13 protein-coding genes are annotated in these 12,875 nt (G+C 68.8%); 4 read left to right on the top strand and 9 right to left on the bottom strand.

Features of this window, described 5'->3' with window-relative positions; all coding sequences use genetic code 11:
• The first annotated feature begins 149 nt into the window (after positions 1-149).
• From AC0L6Y_RS01025 to AC0L6Y_RS01040, 4 genes are all read left to right on the top strand, one after another.
• The gene (locus AC0L6Y_RS01025; protein WP_473553803.1) at positions 150-1,871 is read left to right on the top strand and encodes a cytochrome c biogenesis protein CcdA; all 1,722 of its coding nucleotides are present in this window, start codon (positions 150-152) and stop codon (positions 1,869-1,871) included.
• Positions 1,872-1,900: 29 nt separating this feature from the next.
• Positions 1,901-2,530: a DNA-directed RNA polymerase subunit beta gene (locus AC0L6Y_RS01030; RefSeq protein ID WP_473553805.1), complete on the top strand. Its 630-nt coding sequence runs from the start codon at positions 1,901-1,903 to the stop codon at positions 2,528-2,530.
• A gap of 176 nt (positions 2,531-2,706) precedes the next feature.
• Positions 2,707-3,303: an ECF RNA polymerase sigma factor SigK gene (gene sigK / locus AC0L6Y_RS01035; RefSeq protein WP_473553807.1), complete on the top strand. Its 597-nt coding sequence runs from the start codon at positions 2,707-2,709 to the stop codon at positions 3,301-3,303.
• Positions 3,300-4,106 carry an anti-sigma factor gene (locus tag AC0L6Y_RS01040; RefSeq protein WP_473553809.1) on the top strand — a complete coding sequence of 269 codons (807 nt, stop codon included), beginning with the start codon at positions 3,300-3,302 and terminating at the stop codon, positions 4,104-4,106. The genes sigK and AC0L6Y_RS01040 overlap by 4 nt, the downstream gene beginning before the upstream one ends.
• On the opposite strand, the gene AC0L6Y_RS01045 is transcribed toward AC0L6Y_RS01040, so the two are convergent.
• The 9 genes from AC0L6Y_RS01045 to AC0L6Y_RS01085 all read right to left on the bottom strand — a co-directional run bounded on the left by AC0L6Y_RS01045 (position 4,103) and on the right by AC0L6Y_RS01085 (position 12,797).
• Positions 4,103-4,774 (bottom strand): winged helix-turn-helix transcriptional regulator, encoded by a 672-nt coding sequence (locus tag AC0L6Y_RS01045; RefSeq protein WP_473553811.1) that lies wholly within the window; start codon positions 4,772-4,774, stop codon positions 4,103-4,105. The genes AC0L6Y_RS01040 and AC0L6Y_RS01045 overlap by 4 nt on opposite strands.
• Before the next feature lie 27 nt (positions 4,775-4,801).
• Positions 4,802-5,626, bottom strand: a complete 825-nt coding sequence (pstB, locus tag AC0L6Y_RS01050) for a phosphate ABC transporter ATP-binding protein PstB (RefSeq protein WP_473553814.1) — start codon at positions 5,624-5,626, stop codon at positions 4,802-4,804.
• Positions 5,627-5,655: 29 nt separating this feature from the next.
• Complete coding sequence (gene pstA, locus AC0L6Y_RS01055; protein ID WP_473553816.1) at positions 5,656-6,579, bottom strand: phosphate ABC transporter permease PstA; 924 nt, start codon at positions 6,577-6,579, stop codon at positions 5,656-5,658.
• On the bottom strand, positions 6,576-7,538 hold the full coding sequence (gene pstC, locus AC0L6Y_RS01060) for a phosphate ABC transporter permease subunit PstC (protein ID WP_473553818.1): 963 nt from the start codon (positions 7,536-7,538) through the stop codon (positions 6,576-6,578). Before pstC (AC0L6Y_RS01060) ends, pstA (AC0L6Y_RS01055) begins: the two co-directional genes overlap by 4 nt.
• A 38-nt stretch (positions 7,539-7,576) precedes the next feature.
• Positions 7,577-8,530, bottom strand: a complete 954-nt coding sequence (locus AC0L6Y_RS01065) for a PstS family phosphate ABC transporter substrate-binding protein (RefSeq protein ID WP_473553820.1) — start codon at positions 8,528-8,530, stop codon at positions 7,577-7,579.
• A gap of 326 nt (positions 8,531-8,856) precedes the next feature.
• Positions 8,857-9,636 (bottom strand): phosphate ABC transporter ATP-binding protein PstB, encoded by a 780-nt coding sequence (gene pstB / locus AC0L6Y_RS01070; protein ID WP_473553822.1) that lies wholly within the window; start codon positions 9,634-9,636, stop codon positions 8,857-8,859.
• A 22-nt stretch (positions 9,637-9,658) separates the two neighbouring features.
• On the bottom strand, positions 9,659-10,741 hold the full coding sequence (pstA, locus tag AC0L6Y_RS01075; protein ID WP_473553824.1) for a phosphate ABC transporter permease PstA: 1,083 nt from the start codon (positions 10,739-10,741) through the stop codon (positions 9,659-9,661).
• Positions 10,741-11,691: a phosphate ABC transporter permease subunit PstC gene (gene pstC, locus AC0L6Y_RS01080; RefSeq protein ID WP_473553826.1), complete on the bottom strand. Its 951-nt coding sequence runs from the start codon at positions 11,689-11,691 to the stop codon at positions 10,741-10,743. The genes pstA (AC0L6Y_RS01075) and pstC (AC0L6Y_RS01080) overlap by 1 nt, the downstream gene beginning before the upstream one ends.
• 29 nt (positions 11,692-11,720) lie before the next feature.
• Positions 11,721-12,797, bottom strand: a complete 1,077-nt coding sequence (locus AC0L6Y_RS01085; protein ID WP_473553828.1) for a phosphate ABC transporter substrate-binding protein PstS — start codon at positions 12,795-12,797, stop codon at positions 11,721-11,723.
• Positions 12,798-12,875 lie beyond the last annotated feature (78 nt).

Below are 12,875 nucleotides of genomic sequence, written 5' to 3' on the forward strand. Positions count from 1 at the left end.
GGGACCGGCCGGACCCGACGCTCCCGCATCAGCGGTGGCGTCTACAAGGCACTTCGGAGCGGTCGCCGAACCGGTTGGGTCGATTTCCGGATTCGCAGGAACTCCGGTTTCGACCGCTCCGATTCCGGTGACGGCTCCGAACACGGGTCATGCTCATCACACTCGGACTGATCGGACTGCTCGGCGGTCTCATCACTGGCATCTCGCCCTGCATCATCCCCGTGCTCCCGGTCATCTTCCTGTCCGGCGGTGCCCAGAGCGCCCGCGACGGCGCCGCGTCGAGGCCGGTCTCGCGCTGGCGCCCCTACCTGGTGATCGCGGGGCTGGTCACGAGCTTCAGCCTGATCACGCTCGCCGGCTCGCTGCTGCTGGCGGTGCTCGGCCTTCCGCAGGATGTGCTGCGCTGGGCGGGCATCGTCGTGCTGATCCTCATCGGGCTGGGCCTGATCGTTCCGGCCTTCCAGCACCTGCTGGAGAAGCCGTTCTCCTGGATTCCGCAGCGCAGCGTCTCCACCGACCGCTCCGGCTTCGTGCTCGGCTTCGCCCTCGGCGCCGTCTACGTTCCGTGCGCCGGGCCGGTGCTCGCGGCGATCACCGTCGCCGGCGCGACCGGCCGGATCGGCGCGGAGACGGTCGTGCTGACGGTCACCTTCGCCCTCGGGGCGGCCCTGCCGCTGCTCGTGTTCGCCCTCGCGGGGCGCCGCGTCGCCGAGCGGGTGAAGGCGTTCCGGGCTCGTCAGAACGCGATCCGCGTCACCGGGGGCGTCGTGATGATCGCGCTCGCCGTGGGACTCGTCTTCAACCTTCCCCAGACGCTTCAGCGCCTCATCCCCGACTACACGAGCGCCCTGCAGGAGCAGATCGCCGAGTCGGAGGCGATCACCGAGGCGCTCGACCTCGGCGGTCTCGAGAACGAGCAGAACAAGGATCTCGACCTCTGCACGCAGGGAGCGTCCGAGCTCGAGAGCTGCGGCACCGCGCCCGACATCCGCGGCATCGAGGCCTGGTTCAACACCCCCGGCAACCAGCCGATCGCGCTCGAGGAGCTGCGCGGCCAGGTCGTGCTGATCGACTTCTGGGCCTACTCGTGCATCAATTGCCAGCGCTCGCTGCCGCACGCGGTGGCGTGGGATGAGACCTACCGCGACCTCGGGCTGCAGGTGATCGGCATCCACTCGCCCGAGTACGCCTTCGAGAAGGAGCAGCGCAACGTCGAGGCGGGCGCCCGCGGCTACGGGATCGAGTACCCGGTGGCGCTCGACAACTCGCTGTCGACCTGGACCAACTACCGCAACCGATACTGGCCCGCGCACTACCTGATCGACGCGGAGGGCACCGTGCGCCACATCAAGTTCGGCGAGGGCGGCTACGCCACCACCGAGAAGCTGATCCGCGAGCTGCTGGTGCTGGCGAACCCCGACGTCGAGCTGCCCGCCCCGACCGAACTCGTCGACGACACCCCCGAACTCGGTTCGACGACTCCCGAGAGCTATCTCAGCCTCGGCAAGGTCGTGAACTTCGGCGGCGACGAGGCGTATGGCTCGGGCGTCAACGAGTACCGGATTCCGGACGACCTGGCGCGTGACAGCTTCGCGCTCGACGGGCGCTGGGAGATCGACTTCCAGAACGCGACGCCGATCGGCTCGCCCGGAACGGTGCAGCTGGAGTTCACCGCCACCCGCGAGGTGCGCATGGTGCTCGGCGGCTCCGGCACGGTCACGGTGCGCATCGACGGCGGTGAGCCGCGCGAGATCCGGGTGCAGGGGGTGCCGGATTCCTACCAGCTCGTCGAAGTCGACGGCCCGACGTCGGGCACGATCGAGGTGAGCGTTGAGCCCGGTGTCGAAGCCTATTCGTTCACGTTCGGGTAGCGGCGTGCGCGCCCGCGTACCCTGGAACGATGTCGTCGGAGTTCCACAAACCAGCCCTGTTCGGCGGCCGCGAGTTCGAGGCCTACGAGGGCGGCACGGATCCGGCGGCGCAATCCCGGGCCGCGCACGAGAGCGCGGCGGCGATCCTGACCCGTGCGCGGGACTCCGCCGACCCGAGCGTCGTGAAGCGCCTCGTGCACTACACCGACGAGCACGGGATCGACGCGCTCGCCGAGCTCTGGTCGCACGCCACCGCGCACAGCCTGCCGGGTGCGCTGTGGCGGCTGTACCTGGTGCGGCTGATGATCCGCAGCAACCCGGATGCGGTGAGCCTGATCTACACCCGCGGCACCGAGGTGCTGCGCACCATCGACGCGCTCGTCGCGGGGGCGCCGACCCCGGCGGGCCCGCAGGAGGTCGTCGAGCTGGCCGACCGCATCCTGCGGGGCGTGTTCGAGGGCGATTTCGCGCTCGCGCTGGAGCGTGCGGCGGCGTTCTGCCGGGTCGCGGCGGCCGGGGCGACCAGCCTCGCCGATGACTACGACGGTGCGGAGGGCGATCGAGCGGACGCGCTGACGCGTCGAGCCCTGCGACTGTCGACGATTGCCGCAGATCTGGCGGCGAGTGCGGGACTCGCCCGTGCAGACTCGCTCGACTGACCGTAGACTCTTCTGGCCGGGCCGCAGTAACCCCGGGCTCCAAATTTCGCCGCTGCGAGCGGCCTTCCGCCGAGAGGCGTTCTGCGGCCCGGTTCTTCATGCCCCGATTCGGCACCAATCCGGCGCGGGCCGGGTTCCGAATGACTTTCTACGAGAACGTCGAGGAACGGTGTGGGATGCTGAGGATTGTGTCCGATGATGTCGACCTGCGCTCCGAGAGCCACGTCGGCGCCACGCCGGAGACACTTCTCGCGAGATGCGCCGGAGGCGATCAGATCGCCTTCGCCGAGCTCTACGACCAGACCGCCTCGCGGGTCTTCGGCCTGGTCAAGCGGCTGCTGCGCGACCACGCGCAGTCGGAGGAAGTGACGCAGGAGATCTTCCTCGAGGTGTGGCAGACCGCCGCCCGGTATGAGTCGGGGCGGGGGAGCGCGGTCAGCTGGATGCTGACCATGGCGCACCGCCGAGCGGTCGACCGGGTGCGGGCCTCGCAGTCCAGCCGAGACCGTGACACGCGGGTGGGAATCCGCGATTTCGCCCCCGGCTTCGACTCGGTGGCGGAGAACGTGGAGATCAGACTGGAGAGCGAAAGGGTGGAAAGAGCGATGGGCCGTCTTACGGAACTGCAGCGCCAGGCCGTCTCGCTCGCCTACTTCCGCGGGCTCAGCCACAGTGAGGTGGCGGCCCTGCTCGAGGTGCCGATCGGCACCGTCAAGACGCGGCTGCGTGACGGCATGATCCGCTTGAGAGACGAACTGGGGGTGGCCTCGTGACGAAGAACCCGACACCGGAGCGCCCGAACGACGGGCTCGACTCGGACGAGCTGAGCGGTGCCTACGCGCTCGACGCGCTGCCCGCCGAGGAGCGCGCGGCCTTCGAGGCGCGGCTGCGCGGCTCGGACGAGCTGCGCGCCGAGGTCGACGGCCTCACCGCCACGGCGGCCGAGCTGGGCCTCGCCGTCACCCCGGAGGCGCCGAGCCCGAAGCTTCGTGCGAGCGTGCTCGCCGCGATCGCCGACCTGCCGCAGCTCCCCGCCGAGGAGCCGGCCGCGCCCGCTGCCGCTGCTGCCGCCGCCGCGCCCGTGCCGCCCGCGGCCGAGGTGCTGGCGCCGACCGAGCGCGCCCGCGCCCGCTGGTTCCGCCACCCCGCCATCGCACTGGCCGGGGCCGCGGCCGCCATCGTGCTGGCGTTCTCGGGCGGGCTCCTGGTCGCCGACGGCACCGCCGACATGCAGGCGCAGCAGATCGCCGAGATCACCGCCGCGAGCGACTTCCAGCGCGCGAGCGTGCCGCTCGACGGGGGCGGACACGCGACGCTCGTCTGGTCGGGGGAGCTCGGGCGCTCGGCGCTCATCGCCGAAGGCATGGGCGAGCTGCCCAGCGATCAGACCTACGAGCTCTGGTACCTGCGTGACGGCGACGCGATCCCCGCGGGCACCTTCACGATGGAGGGCGACCGGGTCAGCGTCGTGCTCGAGGGCGTGATGCACGCCGGTGACGCGGTCGGCGTCACGATCGAGCCGGCGGGCGGTTCGGAGACGCCGTCGATGGATCCCATCGTGGTGCTCGGCGCCTAAGGGCGAAGCTCCGCCTCGTCCGCGATCCGGTAGCCGACGCCGCGCACCGTTTCCAGCAGTCGCTGGGTGTCGGGGGCGGAGCTCTCGAGCTTGCGACGGATGCGGGCGATCATCACGCGGAGCGCGGTCGGGGAGCCCTGCGACTCCGACAGGGCGAAGCTCTCCAGCTCGTTGAGGCTCACCAGATGACCGGCGCGGGCCAGCAGGTGGCGCAGCAGCGTGAACTCGCGGGCGCTCAGCGGCACCTCGTGTCCGCGCACGGTCACCCGGTGCGCGTCGACGTCCATGACGAGCTCGCCGACCTTCAGCTGATCCGGCTGGGCCGGCGAGAGCCGGTCCAGCGCGTCCACGATGTCCTTCGCCGAGAGCGGCAGCGCGACGATGCCGGTGGCGCCGGCATCCAGCGCGCTCACCGCGGTCGCCGAGCTCTCGGCGTCGCTGGTCATCGCCGCCAGCACGGGAATCGACTGCCGCGCGACCGCGTCGACCATCGCGACCGGATCCACATCCGCGAGATCGGTCGGCACGATCACCAGGGCCGGCGCGAGCCGTCCGATCTCCAGCAGCGCCGTCGAGGCGTCGTCGGCGACGGTCAGCGACGCATCCGATTCAGACAGCAGTGCGACGAGCGCCGCGTCGGGACGACTCCCGGGCGTGGCAACCGTCACCACGCGGCGCCGCGACGGCATCGGTGGTTACCCGAACCGGCCGCTGATGTAGTCCTCGGTGCGCTGGTCGGCGGGCGACTCGAAGATCTGCGTCGTCTCGTTGTACTCGACGAGGGTGCCGGTGCGGTCACCGGTCGCCTCGTTCTGCGCCACCGTGAAGAACGCGGTGCGGTCGGCGACGCGGGCCGCCTGCTGCATGTTGTGCGTCACGATGATGATCGAGTAGTCGTCGCGGAGCTCGTGCATGAGGTCCTCGATGCGCGCGGTCGCGATGGGGTCCAGGGCCGAGCACGGCTCGTCCATCAGGATCACGTCGGGGCCGGTCGCAATGGCGCGCGCGATGCACAGGCGCTGCTGCTGCCCGCCGGAGAGGCCGTAGGCGTTGTTCTTGAGCTTGTCCTTGACCTCGTCCCAGAGGGCGGCGCGGCGGAGCGTCTGCTCGACCAGGTCGTCCATGCTCTCGACCTGCATGCCGGTGACGCGCGGGCCGTAGGCGATGTTGTCGTAGATCGACTTCGGGAACGGGTTCGGCTTCTGGAACACCATGCCGATGTGGCGGCGGACCTCGATCGGGTCGACCTTCGGGCCGTAGACGTCGATGCCGTGGTACTCGACACGCCCCTCGACGCGGGCGCTCGGCACCAGGTCGTTCATCCGGTTGAGGCAGCGCAGCACGGTCGACTTGCCGCAGCCGGACGGGCCGATCAGCGCGGTGATCTCGTTGGCGCCGAACGCGATGTTCACGTCGGTCACGGCGTGGAAGTTGCCGTAGAAGACGTTCAGGTCCTCGATCGTGAAGACGGCCCGGTGCGGCCAGGTCTCCGGCCGCTTCTTGATGTCGACGTCGGTCATGGGGTTCCTCGAGTTCTCGGTAGGGGTCGTCACAGTTCGCGGCGGTACTTGGAGCGCAGCCAGATGGCGCCGGAGTTCATCAGCAGGAGCAGCGCCACCAGGACCAGGGCTCCGGCTGCCGCGAGAACGCGGAACTCATCCTGCGGACGCACCGCCCATTGGTAGATCTGCACGGGGATCGCGCTGTACGCGCCGGAGAAGGCGCTTTCGGGAAGGAATCGGACGAACGTGGTCGCGCCGACCAACAGCAGCGGTGCCGTCTCGCCGATCGCGCGCGACATCGCCAGGATCGTTCCGGTCAGGATGCCGGGCACCGAGAGCGGCAGCACCTGGCGCCAGGTGGTCTGCCACTTCGTCGCGCCGAGGCCGAGCGAGGCATCGCGGAGCGTCGGCGGCACGGCGCGGATCGATTCGCGCGAGGAGATGATCACGGTCGGGAGCACCATCATCGCGAGCGTCAGCGATCCGGCGAAGGCCACGAAGCCGAGGTCGAGCGGCCCGCGCACGATGAAGGCGAGGCCGAGGATGCCGAACACGATCGAGGGGACCGCGGCCAGGTTCTGGATGTTGACCTCGATGATGCGGTTGTACCAGCGGTCGCGGTTGGCGTACTCCTCGAGGTAGATCGCCGCGCTGACCCCGATCGGCACGATCGTGACGAGGGTGCCGATCATGACGTACACGGTGCCGACGATGGCCGGCAGGAAGCCCGAGGTGTCGGTGTTGATCGACGACGGCATCTGCGTGAACAGGTTGAGGTCGAGCCGCGCGCTGCCGCGCACCGCGACGAAGATGAGCAGCGTCGCCAGCATGACGATGCCGAGCATGATCGAGAACAGCAGCACGGCGCGGAACAGCTCGCCGCGCACGTCGATTCCGACGCGCTCGAGTCGCGGCGCGGAGTCGCGGACGGCGGTGGTGGCGATTCGGGTGCGCCCGGACGTCTTGGTCATTCGTACACCTCTCGGAATCGACGCACCAGCGCGATCGCGATCATGTTGATGGTCAGCGTGATGACGAAGAGCAGCGCGCCGACGGCGAAGACGGTGTAGTACGCCGTCGATCCCGTCGAGATGTCGCCGGTCGCGGTGCGACCGATGAACGCGGTCATCGTCAGAATCGAGTCGTTGGGCCACAGGCTCAGGTTCGCCATGGCGCCCGCCGCCATCAGCACGACCATGGTCTCGCCGACGGCGCGGGAGAGGCCCAGGACGAAGGAGGCGATGATGCCCGAGAGCGCGCTGGGCACGACCACCTTGGTCGCGACCTGCATGCGCGTGCTTCCCAGCCCGTAGGCGGCTTCGCGGAGACTGCGGGGCACGGCCGACATGGAGTCGGCGGCGACGGAGGCGACCGTCGGGATGATCATGACGCCGAGCACGAGGCCCGCGGCGAGGACGAACTGGAAGCCGGGCTCTTCGCCGAGCTTGCCGGGGATCCAGGTCGGCCAGTTGTCCTTCAGGAGCGGCGCGACGAAGAAGAGGGCGAAGATGCCGTAGACGACGGTCGGGATGCCTTCGAGGATCTCGAGCGTGGGCTGCAGGATCTTGCGCGCCCGCGTCCCGGCGTACTCGCTCATGTAGATGGCGGATCCGAGGCCGGCGGGCAAGGCGATGACCGCCGAGTAGACCACGATCGCGGCGGTTCCGCCGACGATGTGGACGACGCCGTAGGACGGGTCCGCGAACAGCGGCGCCCACGGGTCGAAGGAGAAGAACTCCCCGAACGAGACATCCCGGAAGAAGTCGATCGTCGGGAGGATGAGCGAGATGACGATGCCGACCGTGATCAGAACGGCCAGCGAGGCAGCCAGGAACAGCCACACCACGATCGCCTTCTCACCGATGCGAGGTCGCGACGCTTCGAGCGTCAACGGGGCATCTGCGCGGCGGGTGATCGTGGACGTGGCCATTCCTGGGCTGCCTTTGCTAATCGAGTTGCGTCGGTGACTTAGCCGAGGAGCGACTGCAGCTCGGCGAGCGCGGTCGCCTCCTGCTCGTCGTTCAGCGGGATGAAGCCAGCGATCTCAGCGATCTCGGCCTGGTTGGTGATGTAGAACTCGAGGAACGCGAGGACCTCGGGCTTCTCGAGGGCAGCACCCGACGGGTAGAGGAACAGCTGACGACCCAGCGGGCTGTACGAGCCGTCCATGACGGTCTCGAGCGACGGGGCGACGCAGTCGCCGGCGTCGTTGGTGATCTCGATGGCGCGAACCTGGTCGCCCGCGTGGTCGACGAACGACAGCGGGATGAAGGCCGACGCACCGGCCGAACCGGCAACGCCGAGAACCGCAGCGTTGTCGTCCTCGCCGATGTCGTTGTAGGCCGCGTTGATCGAGCCGCCCTCACCGTTGATCTCCTCGGTGAAGTAGTCGAACGTGCCCGAGTCGGTGCCGGGGCCGTAGAGCGTGATCTCCAGGTCCGGGAAGCCCTCGCGGACGTCGGCCCAGTTGGTCACGGGCTCCTCGGCGCGCCACATCGACGACACCTCTTCGACCGTGAGGCACTGCACGAAGTCGTTCTCCGGGTTCACGACGACGGCGAGGCCGTCGTTGGCGATGCCGAGCTCGACGAACGAGATGTCGTTGGCGCCACAGGCCTCGGCCTCTTCGTCCTTGATGTTGCGCGAGGCCTCGGAGATGTCCGTCTCGCCGTTGCAGAACTTCTCGAAGCCGCCGCCGGTGCCGGAGACGCCGACCGAGACGTTGACCTCGGGGTACTCCTCGCCGAACAGCTCGGCAGCAACCTCGGTGTTGGGGGCGACGGTGGACGAACCGTCGATGACAACCGCACCGGTGAGCGCGTCGCCGGCGCCTTCGGTGTCGGTCGCGGCACAACCGGTCAGGACGAGGCCGACAAGCGCGAACGACGCGCCGACCCCAGCGATGCTGGACTTGGTCTTCACTGTGTGTTCCTTTCATGGGCGACGTGGCCGCCTGGGAATGGGTGCTGTCGGAAGAATCCGACCGTGCCAGAGAAGTCGGTTGTCATGAACGGCCGGTAAACGCGGAGTGGCGTTGAAATAGACATCGCCATGACCTTGTTAGAGGGCGTCGTCGACGTCGCTCCGGGGCGGAAACGGGTGGTCGGCGGCACAGTGAACAACTGTCGTCCCGCGAAGTGAACGGCCGGTGAACGAGGGCGGAACACCGTCCCGCGGCCTCGTCACGCCGCCACAGCGAAGCAGGGCCGGGGCGTCTGCCCCGGCCCTGCCGCACCTCGTGTCGTCGTCTATCCGAACTTGCCGGAGACGTAATCCTCGGTCGCCTGCACGCTCGGCTTCGAGAAGATCGTCGTGGTGTCGTCGTACTCGATGAGCTTGCCGGGCATCCCGGTTCCGGCGATGTTGAAGAACGCCGTCTTGTCGCTCACGCGCGAGGCCTGCTGCATGTTGTGGGTGACGATCACGATCGTGTACTCCTGCTTGAGCTCCTCGATGAGGTCCTCGATCGCGAGTGTCGAGATCGGGTCGAGCGCCGAGCACGGCTCGTCCATCAGGATCACCTCGGGCTTCACCGCGATCGCGCGCGCGATGCAGAGGCGCTGCTGCTGACCGCCGGAGAGTCCCGAACCGGGCTTGTCGAGACGGTCCTTGACCTCGTTCCAGAGGTTGGCGCCGCGCAGCGACGACTCGACGAGGGCGTCCGCGTCGCTCTTGGCGATGCGCCCGTTGTTCAGCTTGACGCCCGCGAGCACGTTGTCGCGGATCGACATCGTGGGGAACGGGTTGGGGCGCTGGAACACCATGCCGACGGAGCGGCGCACGTTCACCGGGTCGACGCTCGGGTCGTAGAGGTTGTTGCCGTCGATCAGCACCTCGCCCTCAACGTAGGCGCCCGGGATCACCTCGTGCATGCGGTTCAGGGTGCGGATGAACGTCGACTTGCCGCAGCCCGAGGGGCCGATGAACGCGGTGACCGAGCGCGGCTCGATCGTCAGCGAGACGCCCTCGACGGCGCGGAACTTGCCGTAGTAGACGTTGAGGTCACGAACTTCGATTCGCTTGGACACAGTGGAGGTTCCTTACTCTTGCTCAGCGACCGAGCTTGGGGGCGAAGACGCGGGCGATCAACCGCGCGACGAGGTTGAGGATCATCACGATGGCGACGAGCGTGAGTGCTCCCGCCCAGGCGCGCTCGATGTACGGGGCGAAGTCGGTGCCCTGGCTCACATACGAGTAGTAGACGAAGACCGGGAGGCTCTGCATGCGGCCCTCGGTGAGATCCCAGTTGAAGTTGTTGGTGAACCCGGCCGCGATCAGCAGCGGCGCCGTCTCGCCGATCACACGCGCGACGGCGAGCATGACGCCGGTCGAGATTCCGGCGATCGAGGTGGGGATCACGACCTTCAGGATCGTCAGCCACTTCGGCACGCCGAGGGCGTAGGCGGCTTCTCGCAGCTCGTTCGGCACCAGGCGCAGGATCTCCTCGCTCGAGCGCACCACCACGGGGAGCATGAGCACCGTGAGCGCCAGGGCGCCCGAGAGCCCGACGCGGGTTCCGGGCCCGAGCATCAGCTCGAACAGCGCGAACGCGAACAGGCCCGCGACGATCGACGGGATGCCGGTCATCACATCGACGAAGAAGGTGATCGCCTGGGCGAGCCGGCCGCGCCCGTACTCGACGAGGTAGATCGAGGTCAGCAGGCCGATCGGCACCGAGATCAGGGTGGCGAGCCCGGTCATGAGCAGCGTGCCCACCATCGCGTGGGCGATGCCGCCGCCCTCGCCGAGCACGTTGCGCATCGACAGCGTGAAGAAGTCCCAGTCGATGCGTCCCGAGCCCATCGTGATGACGGTGTAGACGAGCGACAGCAGCGGGATCATCGCGAGGGTGAACGCGGAGACGACCAGGATGGTGATCACCCGGTCCGCGGCGCGGCGGTGGCCTTCGACGAGGCGCGAGACGACGTAGGTCGTGACCGCGAAGATGACGACGCCGATGGCGACGGCAGCGCCCACGTTGAGCGTGGCATCCGGAGTCGACAGCGCGACCAGGGCGAAGACCGTGCCCGAGACGACCAGGCTGCCCGCGAGCAGCCAGGCGGTCGCGAAGCGCGGCAGTCGCCCGGCGGCGAACGCGTTCGCGACCGGCGGCGGTGTGAGGGCGCTCGACATCAGTTGGCTCCCGAGAACTCTTTGCGGCGGTTGACGATGTAGCGAGCGATCGAGTTGACCACCAGGGTGATCGCGAACAGGATCAGGCCGGTCGCGATCAGGACGTTGACGTTGATGCCGTACGCCTCCGGGAAGCGCAGCGCGACGTTGGCGGCGATCGTCGACGGGTTCACCGAGCCGATCAGGTTGAAGGTGATGACGCCGCTGGCCGAGAGCACCATCGCGACGGCCATCGTCTCACCGAGCGCACGGCCGAGGCCGAGCATCGCGCCCGAGATCACGCCGGGGCGGCCGAAAGGCAGCACCACCATCCGGATCACCTCCCAGCGGGTCGCGCCGAGTGCCAGCGCGGCCTCCTCGTAGAGGCGCGGCGTCTGGAGGAACACCTCGCGGGAGATCGCGGTGACGATCGGCAGCACCATGACCGCCAGGACGATCGCGGCGGTGAGGATGGTGCGTCCGGTGCCGGAGGCGGGCCCAGAGAACAGCGGGATCCAGCCCGCGTTGTCGGCGAGCCAGGCGTAGGCCGGCTGGATGAGCGGGGCCAGCACGTTGGCGCCCCAGAGGCCGTAGACGACGGACGGCACCGCGGCCAGCAGGTCGATGATGTAGCCGAGCCCCGCCGCGAGCCGGCGCGGTGCGTAGTGCGAGATAAAGAGCGCGATGCCGATCGACACCGGAAGCGCCATGGCGAGCGCGAGCGCGGCGGACCAGAGCGTGCCGAAGATCAGCGGGATGACGAAGCCGGTGAAGTCGACGCCCTCGTCGTAGATCGAGACCGACTCGGGGTCGGCGAGGACGCCCGGCACGCCCTCCAGCACCAGGAACCCGGCGACGGCGGCCAGGACCGCCAGGATCAGGCTGCCGGCGGTGAGGGTGCTGGCGGAGAACACCCGGTCTCCGGGCCGTTGCGCGGACTTGGGGCGGGATTTCGCGGCGGTGAGGGACATGATCGTCAGGGGCTCCGTGTCGTGCGGCGTTATTTGATCGCGTCGATCGCGGCTTGTGCTTCGGCGTGGAGCGCATCCGAGATCGGCGTCGAGCCGGCGTACTCGGCGGCGAAGGCCTGGCCCTCGTCGCTCACCAGGTAGGAGAAGTAGGCCTTCACGACGTCGGCGCGCTCGCCCTCGTTGTACTCGTTGCAGCCGATCAGGTAGCTGACCAGGACGATCGGATACACGTCGGGCGCGCTCGAGGTGCGGTCGATGTCGATCGCGAGGTCGGTCGCTCCGCGGCCTTCGGCGCGAGGCGACGCGTCGATGATCGCGGCGGCGGCCTCCGGCGAGTAGGGCACGTACTGGTCGCCGACCTTGACCGAGACGATGCCGAGCTCGCCCGCGCGCGAGGCATCCGCGTAGCCGATGGTGCCGACGCCGTTGGTCACCGCGTTGATCACGCCCGAAGTCTGCGGGGCGGCCTCGCCGCCGTACTCGATCGGCCAGGTCTCGATCTGGCCGACCGTCCACACCTCGGGGGCGACGGCGGCCAGGTAGTCGGTGAAGTTGGCGGTCGTTCCCGAGTCGTCCGCGCGGTGGACGGCCGTGATCGGGAGGTCCGGCAGCTCGACGCCCTCGTTCTGGGCCGCGATCGCCTCATCGCTCCAGGTGGTGATGGTGCCCGCGAAGATGCCCGCGATCGTCGCCCCGTCCATGTTGAGCGCGTCGATGCCGTCGAGGTTGAACACGACGGCGATGGGGGAGATGTAGGCGGGGATCTCGAGGATGCCGGTGCCGGGAACGCAGGAGGCGAAGTTGTCCTCCGCGATCTCCTCGACCTTGAAGGCGCGGTCGGAGCCGGCGAACTGGCTTCCGCCGCCGATGAAGGTCTCGCGACCGCCGCCCGACCCGATCGGGTCGTACTCGACGGTGGCATGCACGTTCGCGGTCTGGAACCCGACCACCCAGGCCTCCTGGGCGGCCTGCTGCGCCGAGGAGCCCGCCCCGATGATCGTGCCGCGGATCTCGCCGTCGTCGATCGTCTCGGTGGTGCACGAGGTGAGGGCGAGTGCGCCCGCCAGGGAGACGGCGGCGGCGCGTGCAGCACGCGAAAGAGTCACGGTGTTCCCTTCGGGAAATCTGGATGCGGCGCAGGATCAGCGCGCCGTACAGGCCCCTCCATACGGGAAGCGTAACGA

The organism is Pseudolysinimonas sp. 10J20-29 (genome assembly GCF_055809595.1).

Coding starts and splice junctions, on each gene's coding strand:
- pstC (WP_473553818.1), bottom strand. CDS start 7,538: ATGGCCACGTCCACGATCACCCGCCGCGCAGATGCCCCGTTGACGCTC.
- pstA (WP_473553816.1), bottom strand. CDS start 6,579: ATGACCAAGACGTCCGGGCGCACCCGAATCGCCACCACCGCCGTCCGC.
- pstC (WP_473553826.1), bottom strand. CDS start 11,691: ATGTCCCTCACCGCCGCGAAATCCCGCCCCAAGTCCGCGCAACGGCCC.
- sigK (WP_473553807.1), top strand. CDS start 2,707: ATGCTGAGGATTGTGTCCGATGATGTCGACCTGCGCTCCGAGAGCCAC.
- AC0L6Y_RS01030 (WP_473553805.1), top strand. CDS start 1,901: ATGTCGTCGGAGTTCCACAAACCAGCCCTGTTCGGCGGCCGCGAGTTC.
- AC0L6Y_RS01025 (WP_473553803.1), top strand. CDS start 150: ATGCTCATCACACTCGGACTGATCGGACTGCTCGGCGGTCTCATCACT.
- pstB (WP_473553814.1), bottom strand. CDS start 5,626: ATGACCGACGTCGACATCAAGAAGCGGCCGGAGACCTGGCCGCACCGG.
- pstA (WP_473553824.1), bottom strand. CDS start 10,741: ATGTCGAGCGCCCTCACACCGCCGCCGGTCGCGAACGCGTTCGCCGCC.